Origin of the sequence: Mesorhizobium sp. LMG17149 (assembly GCF_024518695.1) — a bacterium.
Classification (GTDB): Bacteria; Pseudomonadota; Alphaproteobacteria; order Rhizobiales; family Rhizobiaceae; genus Mesorhizobium.
The window spans coordinates 139482-158454 of record NZ_JANIFL010000014.1 but is presented as its reverse complement, the minus strand read 5'-3'; the positions used below and the strand labels follow the sequence as shown (position 1 = coordinate 158454).

The window sequence follows — 18973 nt, the reverse complement described above, 5'->3', positions numbered from 1 at the left end:
AATGGCAACGACCTATTTCACATCAGATCACGAGTGGCTCCGCGTCGAGGGCGGCATCGCCACGGTCGGCATCACTGATTACGCGCAGGAGCAGCTCGGCGACCTCGTCTTCGTCGAACTACCGGAGACCGGAAAGAAATTGACCAAGGGCGACACCGCCGTCGTGGTCGAATCCGTCAAGGCGGCATCCGATGTCTATGCACCGGTCGATGGCGAGATCACTGAAGCGAACGGCACGCTGTCGTCGGACCCGTCGCTGGTCAACTCGGCAGCAACCGGAGCCGGCTGGCTGTGGAAGATGAAGCTTGCCGACGAAAGCCAGCTCGCCGGTCTCATGGATGAGGCCGCCTACAAAGCCCATATCGGTTGATACCAGGACTTATTGACATGACCGCAGCACCCTACCCCTTCTCGGCCCGCCATATCGGTCCCGGCCTCAACGACACCAGAGCGATGCTGGCCGCCATCGGCGTGCCCTCGATCGAGACGCTGATCAGCCAGTCCGTACCGAAGTCGATCCGGCTCGATCGGCCGCTTGCCCTGCCAGCACCGGCGAGCGAGGCGGAAGCGCTGGCCGAACTCTCGGCTGTCATGTCCGGGAATACAGTGCTGAAGAGCTTCATCGGCGCCGGTTATCACGGCGTCCATGTCCCGCCGGTTATCCAGCGCAATCTGTTCGAGAATCCTGCCTGGTACACGGCCTACACGCCCTATCAGGCAGAGATCAGCCAAGGCCGGCTCGAAATGCTGTTCAACTTCCAGACGCTGGTCACCGAATTGACCGGCCTGCCGGTGGCCTCGGCCTCGCTGCTCGATGAAGCAACCGCCGTGGCCGAAGCCGTCGGCATCGCCTTACGCCACCACCGTGACAAGCGAACCAAGGTCGCACTTGCCGGCACGCCGCATCCGCAGACGCTGGACGTGGTGCGCACCCGCGCCGAGCCGCTCGGCATCGAGATCGATGGCGAGACGATCGACGACAACACCGCCGCCCTGCTCGTCTCCTGGCCGGATACGTTTGGCGTCTATGGCGACCACAAGGCAGCGATCGACAAGGCGCGCGCGACCGGGGCTATCGTCGTCTTCATCGCCGACCCGCTCGGCCTGACGCTGACCGACGCGCCGGCCAAGCTCGGCGCCGACATCGCCGTCGGCCCGATGCAGCGTTTTGGCGTGCCGATGGGCTTTGGCGGCCCGCACGCGGCCTATTGCGCCGTCTCCGACAGGCTCACGCGGTTGATGCCCGGCCGCCTGGTTGGCCAGTCCACCGACAGCAAGGGCCGGCCTGGGTACCGGCTTGCCTTGCAGACGCGCGAACAGCATATCCGCCGCGACAAGGCGACCTCCAACATCTGCACCGCGCAGGCGTTGCTCGCCAACATGGCGACTGCCTATGCCATCTGGCACGGTCCCGCCGGGCTGCAGGCGATTGCCGGGCGCATCCACACGCTGGCCAATCGTCTTGCCTCCGGGCTCAAAGCAGCAGGTATCTCCGTGCTCGGTTCAAGCCGCTTCGACACGGTGACGGCCGAGGTGAAGGGTAAGGCAGCTTCGATCGCCACTGCGGCTGAAAAGGGTGGCAGGTTGCTGCGTGCCGTCGATGCCGATCACATCGGCATTGCCTTCGACGAAACTTCGACCGAGGCCGACCTCGACGCAATAGCGGCCCTGTTCGGTGCCAAGGCTGGTATCTCCGCCGACAGCACGGTGCCCGGCAAGCCGCGCGGCAAGGAGTTCCTGACCCAGCCTGTTTTCCACGAAAACAAGTCGGAAACCGAGATGATGCGCTTCCTGCGCCGGCTGGCCGACAAGGACCTGGCGCTCGACCGCGCCATGATCCCGCTGGGGTCCTGCACCATGAAGCTCAACGCCGCCGCCGAGATGATGCCGGTGAGTTGGCCGAGCATTGCCAATCTGCACCCTTTCGCCCCGGCCGCGCACTCGACAGGCTACCGTGCCATGATCGGTGAGCTGGAGGACTGGCTGTCGGAGATCACCGGATTCGACGCCGTCACCTTGCAGCCCAATGCCGGGAGCCAGGGCGAATATGCCGGCCTGCTCGCCATCCGCGGCTATCACCGCTCACGCGGCGACAACCACCGCACCGTCTGCCTGATCCCCTCCTCGGCGCATGGTACCAATCCCGCGAGCGCGGCGATGGCCGGCATGAACGTCGTCGTCGTGCGCTGCACCGAAGACGGCAACATCGACATGGACGACATGAAGGCCAAGGCGACTGAGCATGCGCAAAATCTCGCGGCGCTGATGTTCACCTATCCCTCGACGCATGGCGTGTTCGAGGAAGGCGCACGCGATCTCTGCGCACTGATCCATGAGCATGGCGGCCAGGTCTATTTCGACGGTGCCAACCTCAACGCGCTGGTCGGGCTTGCCCGTCCCGGCGACATTGGCGCCGATGTCTGCCACATGAACCTGCACAAGACCTTCTGCATACCGCATGGCGGCGGCGGACCCGGCATCGGGCCGATCGGCGTCAAGGCGCATTTGAAGCCGTATTTGCCCGGCCATGTCACCGAAGGCTCGGCGCACGCCGTCTCCGCCGCCCCCTTCGGCAGCGCCTCGATCCTGCCGATCACCTGGATGTATATCCGCATGATGGGCGCCTCGGGCCTCAAGCAGGCGACCGAGACGGCGATCCTGTCCGCCAACTACATCGCGACGCGGCTCGGTGCGCATTTCCCGGTGCTCTACAAGGGCAGGCAGGGACGCGTCGCGCATGAATGCATCCTCGACACCCGCGTGCTCAAGGAGAGTGCAGGCATCAGTGTCGACGATGTCGCCAAGCGCTTGATCGACTATGGTTTTCACGCGCCGACCATGTCCTTCCCGGTTGCCGGCACGCTGATGGTGGAGCCGACCGAGTCCGAGCCCAAGCGGGAACTCGACCGCTTCTGCGAGGCGATGATCGCCATATCGGCAGAGGCAGCAAAAGTCGCCAGGGGCGAATGGCCTTTGGCCGACAATCCGCTGGTCAACGCGCCGCACACCGCCTCCGAGGCGCTGGCCGGCCAGTGGACCCATCCCTACTCGCGCCTGGAAGCGGCCTATCCGGCCGGCGACGCCGACACGGCAGCCAAGTACTGGCCCCCGGTGTCACGCATCGACAATGTCGCCGGCGACCGCAACCTGGTCTGCTCGTGCCCGCCGCTGTCGGATTATCTGGGTGCCGCGGAGTAATTACGCTGAGCGCAAGGCCGGCTTGATCGGCTCGGCCTTGCCCATCCTCTTGCGGCTGATGACGCAATTTCGTCCGGCGCGTTTGGCGGCATAGAGCGCCGCGTCCGCCTCGGCGAGCACGTTGTCCAGCCTGCTGCCGCTTGCCTCGCCAAAGCCGATGCCGCCGCTGACCGTGCTGCGCAACTTGCCGAGCTGGGTGGGGACGATTTCGGTGCCGAACGCCACGCCTATCTTGCTGGCGAGATCGTAAGCCTTTTCATCCGTCATCCGCGACATGACGATTGCGAACTCCTCGCCGCCAAGGCGAAAAGCGTCGACGCCGGGCCGGGCATATTTCTTGATGACGGCGGCAAAACGGCACAAGACCTGATCCCCTACTGGGTGACCGTAGACATCGTTCGTCCGCTTGAAATGGTCGAGGTCGAACATGACGATGGACATGAACGGACCGAAACTCCGTTCGCCGTAGAGCGACGTCAATGCCCGGCGGTTCAGCAACCCAGTCAGCGGGTCGGTCATGGTCTCGGCCTTGAGTTCAATTTGCGCCTGCAGATGATGGAGGGAGAGCGTCAATGCTCCGAGCCCGGTCATGCAGGCGACCGCCACCACGGAATTCAATCGTTCGGCCCAGTTGTCGGGCGCAACCCCGAGCGTCCATTGCCCCTTGGTCAGCAGAACCACGCCGCAAAGCGCAAACGACATCGCGCAGGTGCCGCTCAGAAACGAAACCACCAGAAGGATGCGGCGATCGTGACTGCCGTTGATCCAGAACATGGCGCCGATCGCCGACAGCAGCGCCGTCACCGTGGTGTAGGTGACTATGAAGCCAATGCCGTCAAAGCCCATAAAGGTCACGACGGCACAAATGGCCATGGCGGCAAGCGCAGGTGCAACGGCGCGTCCGTAGCCGGGCATCCCCAGAAATTGCATGGCCGACAAGCAGATGATCAGGAACCCCAGGCTGAGCAGCGCAAGCACAATCTGACAAAGCAGTGGATCGGGATCCTTTGTGTACCGCCAGAACAGGATCACATGCGCGACGAGCACCAGAATTCCGCACGCAACCGTCAGCACGAAACCTGCCTTGGGCGCGGTGAACCAAATGGCAAACATGGTGACGCTGAGGCATATGCCCGACAGCGCGGCTGCGAGCAGAAGCGAACTGAAGTCCAGCATATCGGGCAAGGGCCTCTTGAGCGTCGGCGGTTGCGCTGCATTCTAAGTCAGCGGCAGCCCTCAGATACGGGTTTTCAGGCAATCCATCGATGCAACCTGCGGATAGGGTTTACAAAGCGTCGATGGCACGTGTCCCGAAACCGGACCCATGGATGCGAGATCAACCCTTGTTCAAGAGAGCGAGGTTGGCGTTGACGACTGTTGGATCGGCCATGCCGGCCTTCGCTTCGAGCAGCAGCGCCTTGGCCTTCTTGCGATTGCCGCGCAGCAGTTGCGAATAGCCCATATTGTTGACGATCTGCGGCTTGCGGCCGGCGACCTTCAAAAGCTGGCCGTAGGCTCGGTCGGCGAAGTCGAAGCGGCCGAGTTCATCATAGGAAGCGGCGAGCCCCATCCAGGCCTCCGCATTGTCGGCTTTCAACTCGACGGCCTTGCGGAAGTGCTTTTCGGCGAGGCCGTAATTGGCGTCGCGAAACTGCGCCTTGCCTTGCGCCAGATCGGAGGTTTCGGTGTCTTTTGCCGCCGGTTGGATGGCGGTGGTCTTGGTGGTGTCGACGCCACTCGTCGTACAGCCAGACATCATCAAGACGGCCGCCATTGCGGCCATTGCCGTGAAATTACTGTGACGCATGCCCCTGCCTCATCGCCCGATTTGCCGGGTCGTTCTTCAGGAAACACAATATATCAGCGGCGATTAAAGTTCGGTGCCGAAACGCCGCCAAAATTCGGCTTCGGGCACACCAGCCATTAACCACCAGGCACCAGACGAAGACCTATTCCTAAGAGAATCCCGGCAGCAAGGAAGCGAGCGGCCTTTCACGGCCCCATGACCTTGAGTACCTCGGGAACCGGATAGCGGCTGCCGTCGTAGCGCAGCCGATAGGTCCGGTTCATCGGCTTGCCGGGATGGGACTGGCACTCGCCATCCTTGTCGGGAGACGGATCATCGGTTTGCGTCCGCTCGAGCGCGACCATGTCGTGATAGCCGTGATGGCTCGTCGGGCTCATTGCCAGGCTGACCTCGGTCGAATGAAAGGATCCCGCGCAATTGGTGTCGCCCTCGCCGCCATTGCCGGCCACGACAAGGCCATCGAGCACCAGGCGCAGGGCATCGTCGGCGAGAACATAAAGCCGCAGGTCGGTTTCGCTGAAGGGATTGGCCTGCGAATGGTTCGCGATTTCGATGCGCAGGCCGAAGGCCATCACCCCGGGCGCCAGCCTGTAGCGGCCGGTATCGAACTCGATCTTGCGGATGGCGATGGCATCATCGGCGATCAGCCGCGGCTGGAGCAGGCGCAGGCGCACACGCTGGCTGTTCCTGTCGACGACCAGAAGCTCGATATCGCCGACATGGCCATCGTCGCTGGATTGGGCGCTGTCGATCAGCGGCACGGCTACCAACAGCAGGTCGTCATGGGCAGGCCAGATCTTGCAGCTCAGCCCAAACGGCGCGTCGCCATCCGTCAGGGCGATGCTGATATGAGGTTCGAGCGTGAACGAGGTGCCGTCGGCGCTCTTTCGAGCTTTGGGATAGGCCTGCTGCACCAGGGCGGCGGCATCGCCGCAATCGTCGGCCACGGCCCAGGCGGGCGACAGGGTGGCTGCGGCAAGGCCGAGAAAGAGGGTGCGCAACAGCATGGACTTCTCACCTGCAAGGCCGAGTACGGTCATAACAATGGTTTGTCAGTCCCCTTGCTAGGACTTTTGTGGGGCGCTCGCTAGAGCCGGACGATTTCAGCTCGAATCGAAGCCTCACACCTTTCGGCATCATGCTATTGCGCCGTCATTTTGACGATGACTGGAATGGCCGCGATCATCAGCACCACCGGCAGGATGCATACCACCACCGGCACCGACATCTTGGCCGGCAGAGCGTGCGCCTTTTCCTCGGCCAACGACATACGCTTATGGCGCATGTCGTCGGAAAAAACGCGCAGCGCCCCCGATAGGCTGGTGCCGAGTTCCTTGGACTGCTGCAGCAGCGTGGCGAAGGAACGCACCTCGTCCAGGCTGAGGCGGTCGGCGAGCGCCTTCAGCGCATCGTCGAGGCTGCGCCCTGCCCTCAGCTCCAACGACACCAGCTGCAGGTTCTGGCTGAGCGCGGGATAGGTCTTGGCGAGTTCCTTGGAGACGCGCTCTATGCCCGCCTCCATGCTCATGCCGGCATCCGAGCAGACAATCATCAGGTCCATGAAATCGGGAAAGCCGTTGCGGTACTCACGCCTGCGTTCCCGCACTTTCTGGCTCAACATTAGGCCGGGCAGGAAATAGCCGGCCGCTCCCGACAGGATGACGAATGTCCAGCGACTGGCCATCGTCGCGTCCGGGCTGGCCATCCACCGGTTGAGCACAAACACACCGATTGCGGTGCCGATCATCGCGCTGAACCGGATCAGGAAGAACGTGCCGACAGCGCGCGGCTCCATGTAGCCCGCCTGGATGAGCTTCATGCGCAGCCGGGCGACATTTTCCGGATCGCTCCTGGCGTAGAATTCCTGCGCCCGCTTCACCGCCTTCTCGCGCACGACGCCGGTATTCTTCTTCTGCACCGGCTCTGGTTTGGCGACCACGGGGCCGTTGTCGACCCTGAGCCGGCGCATGACCTCGTTGCGGTCGCCCTTCGCCATGACAACAGGCCAGGCAACAGCGGCAGCACCCGCCGCCAGCAGCAGGATGGCCACCGGCATCAATGAGGTCGGCGCAAGCGAGGCGAGGAATTCGATGAAGCCCTGCATGTCAGAACTTGAAATTCGACATTTTGAACATGATCAGATTGCCCAGCATCAGCCAGGTGATCGAGCCGCCGAGCAGGTACCAGGTTTTCGCCTCGCCCCAGACGTCGCGGTAGAAGCCCGGCATCAGCGCCATAATGGCGGTGAAAAGCAACGCCGGCACCGCTGTCAGGATGTAGGCCGACATCCGACCTTCTGTCGCAATGGCGCGCACCTTGCGGCGCAGCTTGCCGCGCTCGCGGATCGTCGTCGCCAGGCCGTCAAGGATCTCGCGCAGATTGCCGCCCGAACTGGTCTGGATCGAGACAGCGGTGACGAACAGCGGCAGATCCTCCTGGCCGACCCGGTCGAACAGCGAGTTCAACGCCGAAACCAGATCGGAGCCATAGGTCACCTCGTCGGCGATGACGCCGAACTCGGTGCCGATCGGGTCGGGCATCTCGCGCGCCACCATGGCGATCGCCACCGGCACCGGGTGGCCGGCCTTCAGGCCACGCGTGATCAGTTCCAGCGCCTCCGGCAATTGCATGCCGAACCGCTTTACCCGGCGCTTGCGCTTGAAGCGCAGCGTGATCACCGGCAGCACCGGCACAAGCACCACAAACAGCACAAGCCCCATCAGCGGCGGCAAGCCGTACCAGATGGCGACCAGGGTCATCGCCATCGCCACGCCGCAGCTGATCATCAGGAATTTCGACAGCGGCATGATCATGCCCGACTGGGTTCGCAAAGCGCGGAACCGATCCAGCGAAAACAGCGGCGTGCCTGCGTCGAGGCCGCGTTCCTTGCGCAGTTGGACAAGCACCTGCTCCTGGCTGATCTTGTTTTCCTGCAGCTTCATGCGCCGGTTGATGGCGGTGCGCTTGTCGCTGCGGCCGGCATAAAGCAGGTAGCAGGCCTCGGCGATCAGGATGCCGGTCAGCGCGGCCGCGGCATAAACGACATAGATCGCGCTCATTCCATCGAACACTTGGCTACTCCTGCGGCCGGCCGGGTTCGAAATATCGTCCGGGAAACTCGATGCCCATGGCGCGCAGATCCTCGAGGAAGCGCGGCCGGATGCCGGTCGCCTCGTAGTGGCCCAGAATCCTGCCGTCGGCCTCCATGCCGGTACGCACAAAGCGGAAGATCTCCTGCATCTGGATGACATCTCCTTCCATGCCGGTCACCTCGGCGACACTGGTCACCTTGCGCTTGCCGTCGGACAGGCGCGTCAACTGAACGATCAGGTCGAGCGCGCTGGCGATCTGGCTGCGGATCGACTGCACCGTCATCGGCATGCCGGTCATGCCGAGCATCTGCTCGAGCCGCGAAATGGCGTCGCGCGGCGTGTTGGCATGGATGGTCGCCATCGACCCTTCGTGGCCGGTGTTCATTGCCTGCAGCATGTCGAAAGCCTCCTCGCCGCGGCACTCGCCGAGGATGACGCGGTCGGGGCGCATGCGCAGTGCGTTCCTGACCAGGTCGCGCTGCTTCAGCTCGCCATGGCCTTCGATGTTGGCCGGCCGCGTTTCCATGCGTGCGACATGCGGCTGCTGCAGCTGGAGTTCGGCCGCGTCCTCGATGGTGATCAGCCGCTCGTCTTCCGGAATGAAGGCCGACAGCGCATTGAGCATGGTCGTCTTGCCGGTGCCGGTACCGCCCGAAATGATCGTCGTCTTGCGGGCATGCACGGCCGCCGCCAGCACTTCGGCCATGTTCTGGGTGATGGCGCCGAATTCGACCAGTTTGTGCAGGCCGAGCTTGTTCTTGGAGAACTTGCGGATCGACACCAGCGGCCCATCGACCGCAACCGGGCGGATGGCCGCGTTGAAGCGCGAGCCGTCCAGCATGCGGGCATCGACCATCGGCTGGGATTCGTCTACGCGGCGACCGACCGCGGCGACGATCTTGTTGACGATGCGCAGGAGATGGGCCTCGTCCTTGAACGGAATGTGGACCGGCTGCAGCTTGCCCTTCTTTTCGACAAAGCAGTTCATGTGGCCGTTGATCAGGATGTCGTTGATGTCGGGGTCCTTGAGCAGCGGCTCGAGCGGACCGAGGCCGACCATCTCGTCGACGATGTCGTCGACCAGCGCGTCAAGCTCGACGGTGTTGATCGCCATCCGCTCCTGCTTGGTTTTTTCCGACACGAAATCATGCACTTGCCGGCGCATCTCGTCCTTTGGCAAACGCTCCAGCGCGACAAGATTGATCTCTTCGAGCAGCAGCCGGTGGATACGCACGCGCGCATCGAGCACCTTGTTGGCATTCTTTGCCGGCGCTGTGTCCGGCTTTGCCGGCAAAGCCTTTCGGCTGGTCGGAATGACGACGGCATGATGGGCGACCGGCGTCGTGTCAGGCACGCGCTGCGGAAGCGCATCGCGGTTCTGCAGGGCGGAGAAGCGGCTGGTCATCCGGCTTTCCTCTTCAGCAATTCACGGCCCATGCCAAACAGCGAGCGCGATTTCGCCCGTGTTGGGGCCGCCTCCTCCGGCAGGATGATCTTCTTCAGATCGTTGATGACGTTGGCGTTTGGATCAATCTCGTGCAACGGCACGCCGCGATCGACCGCCTCGCGCACCAGCCGATAGTTGTTGGCGATACCGCCGACGAAATGCTCGCCGAGAATTTCCTGGACGTCCGCCTGCTTGATGCCGTTATCGAACATCTTTTGTTCGAAACGGTTGACGATGACGTTGGGCTTCACTTCCTTGCCGGCGGTCTCGTAGACCGCCTGGATCAGCCGCTGCGTGTGGCGCAGGCACGGCACCGTCATTTCCGCGACGATGTAGAGCTTGTTGGAACCGAGCAGCACGGTTTCCGTCCATGGGAACCAGGTGCGTGGCATGTCGATGACGACATTGTCGAAATAGGCCGAAACGAGGTCCAGCATACGCACGACGACATCGGTCTTGAACGAGCGCATCTCTGCTGGATGCGCCGGTGCCGCCAGCACGCACAGTCCGCTGGCATGCTTGGACAGCATCACGTCGAGCAGTTGGCGGTCGAGACGCTCGGGCTGGTTCTCGATCTCGGTAATGTCGAAACGCGGTTCGAGGTCGAGATATTCGGCACAGGCGCCCTGCTGGAAGTTGAGATCGACGACGCAGGTCGAGGCGCCGCGCGTCACCGAGTGATGCAGCTGGAAAGCGGTCTGCAGCGCCAGCGTCGTGGTGCCGACGCCGCCCGCCGCAGGCATGAAGGTGTAGATCTGCGACTCGGTGTTTTCCTCCCGCCCGGGCCCTTGCAGCGCCCGTACCACGGAGCGCACCAGATCGGCGGTGGTGATCGGCTTGACCAGGAAATCCGCGACCTTGAGCTGCACGAGAATACGCACCGCGGCCGCGTTGAACTCCTGGGTGACGACGACGACAGGAACCTTGTCCTCCAGCCGGCGCATGATGCGCTGCAGCGACTCGACCTCCTCCAGCCTTGCCGCATCCATGTCGACGATGATGGCGCCGAAGTCGGCTTCCTGGATCTCGCCGCGCAACTCGGTAACGTTCTTCTCCACTGTCGAGAGCTGTATGATCTCGGAGGCGGAAAACGCGGTGCGCGTGTCCTGCGCAAACGTCCTGTCGGTCGATACGAGCAGGATTTTCCTGGTCTTGATGCCGTTTGCCATTCTGTCAGCCTGTCAGGTCGATCGACCGTTGGATCAGTTGCCCGTGGGATCAATTGGTCGTGCTGGACTGCGACGCCTTGGCACCGGCCGCCTGATCGGGTGTGACGGCCGCGGCACTGCCTCGTTGGGCCGGCACGAGGAGCCTGGTGTTCTGGACCCCGTATTTCCAGGGATCGACCATCTGCATGACGGTGTTGGCGGCCTGCGCATTTCCGGCACCGGCCGTCGGCCCTTCGCTGCGCACATAGTCGTCGCTGGTGCAGCCGGCGGCAAAGCCGGCCAGCAGCAAGGCGACGCTCGATCCAAAGACCAGACGCATGGTTTCAATCCTTCGGCAGGTCGAGGAAATGCCCAGCCGAAGCGGCCGCTGCAGGTTGAGTGACGCGGCCGTCTGCCAGCGCCACGGTGCGACCGGCATCGGAATCCTTCACTTCCTCGGTGTTGTTGAGAAAATAGTCGGCGTTGCTGGCCGGCTGCGTGCCATCGGTTGGCTCGACGAGCTTCTTCGACGGATCGACCGGCTTGACCAGATAGGGCGTTACGATGATGACGAGGTCGGTCTCGCGCCGCTGATAGGATTTCGACGAGAACAGCGCCCCAAGCACCGGCATCTTGCCGAGGCCGGGAATGCGCGACGTGGTGATGTCGTTTTGCGACTGCAGCAGTCCAGCGATCATGAAGCTCTGGCCGTTCTTCAGGTCGACCGACGTTCTGGCACGTCGCACGATGAAGCCGGGAACCGAGATGGAGCCGATATTGTAGGAGGCCGAAGCGTCGATCGAGGAGACTTCCGGCGCGATATCAAGGCTGACCAGCCCGTCTTTCAGAACCGTCGGCGTGAAATCCAGGCTGACGCCGTATTTCTTGTAGCTGACAGAGATCTTGCCGTTGTCCTCGGAGACCGGGATAGGGAACTCGCCGCCGGCGAGGAAGCTCGCCGTCTGGCCGGACCGGGCGATCAGGTTCGGCTCGGCCAGTCGCCGCGCCAAGCCGCGCTCTTCCAACGCCTTGATGGCGATATCGATGGATACGCCGTTCGACAGGAGCCGACCGATGATCTCGCCCGTGCCGGCCGTCGGCACTGTACCCGGATCAAGCGAGACGTCGCGGCCGCCAAGGCCATAGGCGAAATTGGCGGCGTATTTGGCGCCCAGATCCTGACCCGCCTGGCGGTTGATCTCGACAAAGCGGACATTGAGCTGGACCTGCTGCGACGATGAGATGTTGACCGAGTTGATGACCTCCTCGGCACCGGAAAAGCGCGTTGCGATCTTGTTTGCCTTTTCGGCGGCGACCGCGTCATCCGCCTCGCCCGACAGCACGACCCGGCCATTGGCCGATCCGACCTTGATCCTGGCATCTGGCACGCTGGCGCGAATGGTGCTGGCCAGTTGGTCTGTGTCGAGCGTCACCTCGATGTCGACGGTGCCGACAAGCTGCTTTTTCTCGTCAAACAGCGCAATGCCGGTAGTGCCGAGATTGTTGCCGAGCACATAGAAGGATTTGTCGGTCAGCGGATTGACGTTGGCGATCTCCGGATCGCCGATGACGATCTGGTAGAAGGCGGCACTGGTGATGATTGTCTTCGGCTTGCCCTTGGCAACCTTGATCGACGCATTCTTGGTCGACGAGACATAGACGATGTCGTTGTCGGCTCTCGCCGAGGCGCCGAAGGCCAGCATCGCCGCAGCAGCCAGCGAAGACGCGACAGCCACCGCACGCAAAACGCGCATCCGCCCCATGACCCGATATGTGAACAGCCCGAACATTGTCCCGTCCCTCACCCAGTCCCCACTGGCTTATTTCTGGTCCCGCGAAGGAACCTGGTATTCCTCGGCCGTTGTGCCGCGCGTTACGATGACCGTCTTGAACTTCGGTTTCTCCGGCTCCTTGGTGACGACGTCGAACACCGAGCCGGCCGCGGCCTGCACATCCGAGGCGACCGATCCGCCGAAGGAGGAGATGGTGGTGACGCCGTTCTTGCCGTCACCGCCTTCGCTGGCGGACCGAAGCGACAGGGACAAGGTGCCGACGGTGCGGGCGAGCGCCACTTTCTGCGCGCCGTCTGTCGTCACCTCGATGGTCACCGAATTGGAAATCTGCGGCGTCGTCTGGCGCTCGTCGGCGCCCTGCCCGACGCTCAGCACCTTGGCATCGGCGACGACGATCTCGGAGGTGATGGTCGAGCCGGCGGCCCCTTGCGCATTCTTGGCCACTTCCTGAATTTCGCCGGCATCGCGCGTCAGCACCACGTCGACGCGGTCACCGGGCGTGACGAAGCCGCCCACACCGGCGATCTCGTCGGTTCGGATGGTGACCGCCCGCATTCCGGGCGTCATCATGTTGGAGAGTGTCGCGCGGCCGTTCGGGCCGGACAGCTTGGTCAGCAGCACCGGTTCGTTGATCTCCATCGGCGACAGCACCACGCGAGTGCCGTCGGCGAGCAACGCATTGATGGTGGTGAAGGCGCCCTGCGGCACGGACTCTTGCGACCACGGGATTTCGCTGAGCTGCGCGCGGTCGAGCTCCATGCCGTAGCGCAATGGGGCATTCGCCACCACGATGGTCTTGAATTCGACCTTCGGCACGACAGGTGCTGGAATCGACGACGTCTTCTCTTCGGAATCGGCCTTGGCCTGGCTTTTGACCCAGAAATCCGCGGCAAAGATCGAGATCGCCCCGAAAACGGCGGCGATGCCGATCATCGATATGGCCTTGCCCCTCACGCCGAAAACCCCTGATGCCCGCAGTTTCTTGTTTTGTTGGGCTTGACCCTAGGCGGCATTGTTAAAGAATCAGGAATCCCGGGCGTTGGTATCGGATCTATTCCGCCGGCTTGGTTATCGAATGGTTTTGGGGTAAGAGGGGCAGATCCCCGAACGGAACAGGAACCTCGGTCGCTTGGCGCTGAAAAGCGTGGCAGTATCGTGAGGTGATTCGCAGCACCGGAACCTATGGCAGGCATGGACGACAACAACGATCTCTTCGGCAATATGGACAAGCAGCCGCAGCCGGTGCGTACCTCTGCGCGCCCGGCCGATCCACTGGTGGTGCAAGCCACCAAGCGTCCTGCCTCGACCAAGGACGGCAGCGAGGGCTATGGCGCCGCCGACATCGAGGTGCTGGAAGGGCTGGAGCCGGTGCGCCGCCGGCCAGGCATGTATATAGGCGGCACCGACGACAAGGCGATGCACCATCTGTTCGCCGAGGTCATCGACAATTCGATGGACGAAGCGGTGGCCGGCCATGCCACCTTCATCGATGTCGAGCTCTCGGCCGACGGCTATCTCGCCGTGACCGACAATGGCCGCGGCATCCCGATCGATCCGCATCCGAAGTTCAAGAAGCCGGCGCTCGAAGTGATCATGACGACGCTGCATTCGGGCGGCAAGTTCGACTCCAAGGTTTACGAGACATCAGGCGGCCTGCATGGCGTCGGTGTGTCCGTGGTCAACGCGCTGTCGGACCATCTCGAGGTTGAGGTCGCGCGGGGACGGCAACTCTATCGGCAAAAATTCTCGCGCGGCGTTCCCGTGACCGGCCTGGAACAGTTGGGCGAGGTCCACAACCGGCGCGGCACAAAGATCCGCTTCCACCCTGACGAGCAGATTTTCGGCAAGGGCGCGGCGTTCGAACCGGCGCGGCTCTACCGTATGACGCGCTCGAAAGCCTATCTGTTTGGCGGCGTCGAGATCCGCTGGACCTGCGATCCGTCGCTGATCAAGGAAAAGGACCAGACGCCGGCCAAGGCTGAATTCCATTTTCCCGGCGGCCTGAAGGATTATCTCAAGGCATCGCTGGGCGACGACTTCCAGGTGACTCGCGAGATTTTCGCCGGCAAGAGCGAGAAACAAGGCGGCCATGGCTCGCTCGAATGGGCGGTGACCTGGTTCGGCGGCGACGGCTTCATCAATTCCTACTGCAACACCATCCCGACCGGCGAAGGCGGCACCCACGAGGCCGGCTTCCGCAACGTGCTGACGCGGGGCCTGCGCGCCTATGCCGATCTCGTCGGCAACAAGCGCGCCTCGATCGTCACCTCCGAAGACGTGATGATCTCGGCGGCGGGCATGCTGTCGGTGTTCATCCGCGAGCCGGAATTCGTCGGCCAGACCAAGGACAGGCTGGCGACGATCGAGGCAATTCGAATTGTCGAGACCGCGATCCGCGATCCGTTCGACCATTGGCTGGCCGACAATCCGCAGGAAGCGTCGAAGCTGCTCGAATGGGTGATCGCGCGCGCCGACGAGCGGGTGCGCCGGCGCCAGGAAAAGGAAGTGTCGCGCAAGAGCGCGGTGCGCAAATTGCGGCTGCCGGGCAAGCTTGCCGACTGCACACAGAATGCCGCGGCCGGTGCCGAACTCTTCATCGTCGAAGGTGACTCGGCCGGCGGCTCTGCCAAGCAGGCGCGCGACCGCGCCAGCCAGGCCGTCCTGCCGCTGCGTGGAAAAATCCTCAACGTCGCCAGTGCCGGCAACGACAAGCTGGCGGCCAACCAGCAGATTTCGGACCTGATCCAGGCGCTCGGCTGCGGTACGCGTTCGAAGTACCGCGATGAAGATCTGCGCTACGACCGCGTGATCATCATGACCGACGCAGACGTCGACGGCGCCCACATCGCCTCGCTGCTGATCACCTTCTTCTACCAGGAGATGCCGGCGCTGGTGCGCGGCGGCCACCTTTACCTCGCCGTGCCGCCGCTTTACTCGATCAGGCAGGGCGGCAAGGTCGCCTATGCCCGCGACGACGCGCACAAGGACGAGCTCCTGCGCACCGAATTCACCGGGCGCGGCAAGGTGGAACTGGGCCGCTTCAAGGGCCTGGGCGAGATGATGGCCGCCCAGCTCAAGGAAACCACCATGGACCCAAGGAAGCGCACGCTGCTCAGGGTCGATGTGAACGAAATCGATTCAGCCACCAAGGACAGGGTCGATGAACTGATGGGCACCAAGCCGGAAGCCCGTTTCCGCTTCATCCAGGAACGCGCCGAATTCGCCGCGGCGGAAGTGCTGGATATCTAGCCGCCAGCCGGTCCATAACAAGGCTCCAGTTGCGGAGACGAGCATGTGACCTGGGCGCGGCTGAAAGGTTACTTCGAGACGAGTTTAGCCGGATTGACGCAACCGACGCGCTCCGACTGGATCTTTGCCTTGCGCACCGTTTCAGCCGGCCTGATCGCGTTGCTGGCCGCCTATGCGCTGAAGCTCGACCATCCGCAATGGGCCATGATGACGGTGTTCATCGTCGCCCAGCCGGTTGCCGGCATGGTGCTGGCGAAAGGCTTCTACCGGCTGCTCGGCACGCTGGTCGGCGGCATCGCCGCGATCGGCATCACCACCGTTTTCGGCACCAACCCTTGGGTGCTGGTGACTGTGCTTGCCGTCTGGATCGGCATCTGCACCTTCGTCTCGTCGCTGCTGCGCAATCCGGAAGCCTATGGCGCCGCGCTCGCCGGCTACACCGCAATGATCATCGGCCTGCCTGCCTTCGGACAGCCACACCTCGTCGTCGACCTCGCGGTCGCACGTTGTGCCGAGATCGTGCTTGGCATTGTCTGCGCCGGCCTGACCAGCCGCCTGATCCTGCCAAAACTGGCCAGCGACGCCATCGTCTCGCGCCTGAAACGCTGCATCCTCGATCTTGCCACCTATGCCGGCGGTGCGTTCTCCGGCGGCGACCCGGCAACGCTGTCGGGCCTGCACCGAAAGCTGGTCGCCGATACCCAGACGCTTGGCGAAATGCGCGCCTATGCCAGGCTCGAGGCGCCGAGCTTCGCGCCGCGCGCCCATCCGGTCCGGCGCACCATCGGACAACTGCTCTCCGCGCTCTCTGCGGCACGCGCGCTGCATTCGCATGCCGCTCCGAAGAACGCCGCACTCATTCCGGTGCGTTCGGAGTTGCAGGCCCTTGTCGGTGAACTGGCCGCGAAGCCCGGTGCGCTGGATGACACCGCGCCTTGGGTGGCGCGGCTCGACACCATCTCGGCCAAGGCCCGGCAAATGCCCGATGCCTCGACCGACCAGGGCGACGACAGGGTCGGTACCATCACCCGCCTGACCATTGCCGCCGATTTCGCCGATGCGCTCAAGCAGGTGCTGCGTGGCCTCGACGCCCTGCGCGCGCCTGCCACGCGCCTGGCCAGGGGCAGCAGGCAGCCTGCGCTGGTGGTTCACCGCGATTATGCCGGTGCATCGCGCAACGCGGTGCGCGCTGCCCTTGCCACGCTGCTGGTCGCGGCCTTCTGGTTGACGACGAAATGGTCGGAGGCGGCCGGTACGGTCATTCTCGTCGCCGTCGTATCGAGCCTGTTTGCTGCTCGCCCCGACCCTGTGCAGGTCGCCTGGGGTTTCTTCAAGGGAACGCTTCTGGCGCTGCCGTTTGCCTTTCTCGTCGGCCAGATCGCATTGCCTGCGCTGCCCGGTTTCGGCTGGTTCATGCTGTTTGTCGTGCCCATCCTTGTACCGACGGCGCTGGCCATGGCCAATCCACGCTATGTCGGCGTGGCGACGGCCTTCGCCATCAACTTCCTCGCCTTCCTGAGCCCGCACCAGGCGATGACCTACGATCCCGGACCCTTCTTCGCCGGTTCGGCGTCGATCCTGGTCGGCATCCTGCTGGCGATCGGTGTCTTCATCGTCGTGCTGCCAGCCGATCCATGGCTCGCGGCCAACCGCATCGTGCGCGCCATGCGCGAGGATCTGGCGCGGCTTTGCCTGCATGAGCGGGTGCCGAGGCGGTCGGCCTTCGAGAGCCTCGCCTACGACCGCATCAACCAGTTGATGCCGCTGGTGCAGAATGCCGGTCAGAAAGGCGATGCGGTTCTGGGCGGCGGCGTCGCCGCCGTCACCGTCGGCCTGGAGGTCCTTCGGCTGCGCGATGCGAGCCAAAGCCATGCCATCCCATCCGAGACCGCGCTTTCGATCGCCAATTTCCTGAGGGGGCTGGCGCGCGAACTGCTCTTCCGCGCCCCCGGCGATCCGCAGACATCGACCGTCACCGTCGCCCGGCAATATGCGGCGAGCATTGCCCAACGAAACGGTACCGGCGAATTGCTGCAGATCGCGGCATCGTTGCGCATCATCGCCGCAGCGATGGAGGACTTTCCGGATTTTTTCGCGAGCGATAAAGGCTAAGCCGCCGCTATCGCCAGTGCGTGATCCCGCGCGTTTTCGCGCAGCGCGTCGAGATGGATCGACTTGACCAAGGCGGCGAGATCACCCTCGGCGGATTGACCGCCCACTTCCTTGAGCATCAGCCAGCTGACCTCTTGCACACCGGCGACGCGCTTGCCGTTGGCGACCTCGCGCCAGATCTTCAGCGCACGCAGGATGATGGCGTGCGTCGCGCCGGCGAGCCCGGCGCTGCGGAACAGCGCCTGCAAGGCAACGTCGTGCCCGCCGGCCAGCAGCGCCCTTACCCGTTGTTCGGACTGCTGGCTGAGCGCGACCAGCGCCGAGCCGAAGAAATCGACCTTGCCATGCGCGATCGTCCGGATGAGGAAGCTCGCGGTGAGGTCGCCACGCAGCCTGAGATGCTCGATCAGGGCCGCATGTTCTTCCTGGCGCGTGCCTTCGATCAGCGTCACCGAAGCCTTGACGCAGGCGTCGCGCATGACGCGATCGGCTCGCGCCGCGCCCATCATCGCCATCACCAGTGGCGACGTTTTCAACATTTCGCCAAGCTTGACGAGCAGCATATGCCGACAGTCGGCCGGCAGCCTGATATCCGATATCAGCGCCTCGCGCACCAGCGGCAGGTGCCCATGCCGTTCGGCCATGCGGCGGAAGCTGAGCGAGGCGATGTCGGCGCCGCTGTTGGCGAGCAGCACGGCGCAGGCGTCCGCCTCGCCGATCTCGGCGATGGCCGCCGACAGCGCCATCGAGACGAGTGGCCGGTCGGCGATCAATTTCTGTGTCGCCTTCGGACTTGAGGCCACGCGGTTGATCAGGTCGGCGTCGGTGAGCAGCGGCGAGCGCGCCAGCACCACGCCGGCGACTTCCGGCTGATCGGAGGCCAGCACGCTGATGATCTGCATTGGCGCGTGGTGGCTCATGGACAGCGCCTCGGCCATCGCCAGCCGCACCTTCGACGAGGCATCGTCGAGCAATAGCGTCAGCGCCGCCTCGGCGGCGCAACGGTCCTCGAAAGGCAATTCGGAATTGATATAGGCCCGGGCCAGAGCGCTCGCCGCCGCTGCACGCTCCGACACCTTGGCCGTGTAGATCCATTTCAGGAAATGCGAAACAACAACCATGCCCGT

At 63.5% G+C, this 18973-nt stretch carries 15 protein-coding genes; 4 read left to right on the top strand and 11 right to left on the bottom strand.

Features of this window, described 5'->3' with window-relative positions; all coding sequences use genetic code 11:
- The first annotated feature begins 1 nt into the window (after position 1).
- Complete coding sequence (gene gcvH, locus NP945_RS28365; protein ID WP_013531953.1) at positions 2 to 370, top strand: glycine cleavage system protein GcvH; 369 nt, start codon at positions 2 to 4, stop codon at positions 368 to 370.
- Positions 371 to 387: 17 nt separating this feature from the next.
- Entirely contained in the window at positions 388 to 3198 is a 2811-nt protein-coding gene (gene gcvP, locus NP945_RS28360; protein ID WP_256748169.1) for an aminomethyl-transferring glycine dehydrogenase, read from the top strand.
- Here the strand turns inward: gcvP and NP945_RS28355 are convergent, their stop codons facing one another.
- From NP945_RS28355 to cpaB, 10 genes are all read right to left on the bottom strand, one after another.
- Positions 3199 to 4374, bottom strand: coding sequence for a GGDEF domain-containing protein (locus NP945_RS28355; RefSeq protein ID WP_128288514.1), 1176 nt, complete (start codon positions 4372 to 4374; stop codon positions 3199 to 3201).
- A 160-nt stretch (positions 4375 to 4534) separates the two neighbouring features.
- Positions 4535 to 5005, bottom strand: coding sequence for a hypothetical protein (locus tag NP945_RS28350; protein ID WP_127320645.1), 471 nt, complete (start codon positions 5003 to 5005; stop codon positions 4535 to 4537).
- Positions 5006 to 5190: 185 nt separating this feature from the next.
- Positions 5191 to 6012, bottom strand: a complete 822-nt coding sequence (locus tag NP945_RS28345; RefSeq protein ID WP_256748168.1) for a hypothetical protein — start codon at positions 6010 to 6012, stop codon at positions 5191 to 5193.
- A gap of 134 nt (positions 6013 to 6146) precedes the next feature.
- On the bottom strand, positions 6147 to 7109 hold the full coding sequence (locus tag NP945_RS28340; protein WP_256748167.1) for a type II secretion system F family protein: 963 nt from the start codon (positions 7107 to 7109) through the stop codon (positions 6147 to 6149).
- Position 7110: 1 nt separating this feature from the next.
- Positions 7111 to 8076 (bottom strand): type II secretion system F family protein, encoded by a 966-nt coding sequence (locus NP945_RS28335; RefSeq protein ID WP_127327445.1) that lies wholly within the window; start codon positions 8074 to 8076, stop codon positions 7111 to 7113.
- A gap of 4 nt (positions 8077 to 8080) precedes the next feature.
- Positions 8081 to 9502: a CpaF family protein gene (locus NP945_RS28330; protein WP_256748166.1), complete on the bottom strand. Its 1422-nt coding sequence runs from the start codon at positions 9500 to 9502 to the stop codon at positions 8081 to 8083.
- Positions 9499 to 10713 (bottom strand): CpaE family protein, encoded by a 1215-nt coding sequence (locus tag NP945_RS28325; protein ID WP_256748165.1) that lies wholly within the window; start codon positions 10711 to 10713, stop codon positions 9499 to 9501. The genes NP945_RS28330 and NP945_RS28325 overlap by 4 nt, the downstream gene beginning before the upstream one ends.
- A 49-nt stretch (positions 10714 to 10762) precedes the next feature.
- Positions 10763 to 11032 (bottom strand): hypothetical protein, encoded by a 270-nt coding sequence (locus NP945_RS28320; protein ID WP_127297211.1) that lies wholly within the window; start codon positions 11030 to 11032, stop codon positions 10763 to 10765.
- Positions 11033 to 11036: 4 nt separating this feature from the next.
- On the bottom strand, positions 11037 to 12455 hold the full coding sequence (locus tag NP945_RS28315) for a type II and III secretion system protein family protein (RefSeq protein ID WP_372337996.1): 1419 nt from the start codon (positions 12453 to 12455) through the stop codon (positions 11037 to 11039).
- Between the two features lie 57 nt (positions 12456 to 12512).
- Positions 12513 to 13439: a Flp pilus assembly protein CpaB gene (gene cpaB / locus NP945_RS28310; RefSeq protein ID WP_256748163.1), complete on the bottom strand. Its 927-nt coding sequence runs from the start codon at positions 13437 to 13439 to the stop codon at positions 12513 to 12515.
- Between the two features lie 237 nt (positions 13440 to 13676).
- On the opposite strand from cpaB, the gene parE reads away from it, so the two are divergent.
- Together parE and NP945_RS28300 are read left to right on the top strand one after the other, a co-directional pair.
- Entirely contained in the window at positions 13677 to 15734 is a 2058-nt protein-coding gene (gene parE, locus NP945_RS28305; RefSeq protein WP_256748162.1) for a DNA topoisomerase IV subunit B, read from the top strand.
- Between the two features lie 45 nt (positions 15735 to 15779).
- Complete coding sequence (locus NP945_RS28300; protein ID WP_256748161.1) at positions 15780 to 17846, top strand: FUSC family protein; 2067 nt, start codon at positions 15780 to 15782, stop codon at positions 17844 to 17846.
- On the opposite strand, the gene NP945_RS28295 is transcribed toward NP945_RS28300, so the two are convergent.
- Positions 17843 to 18967: a DUF2336 domain-containing protein gene (locus NP945_RS28295; RefSeq protein WP_256748160.1), complete on the bottom strand. Its 1125-nt coding sequence runs from the start codon at positions 18965 to 18967 to the stop codon at positions 17843 to 17845. The genes NP945_RS28300 and NP945_RS28295 overlap by 4 nt on opposite strands.
- Positions 18968 to 18973: the final 6 nt, after the last annotated feature.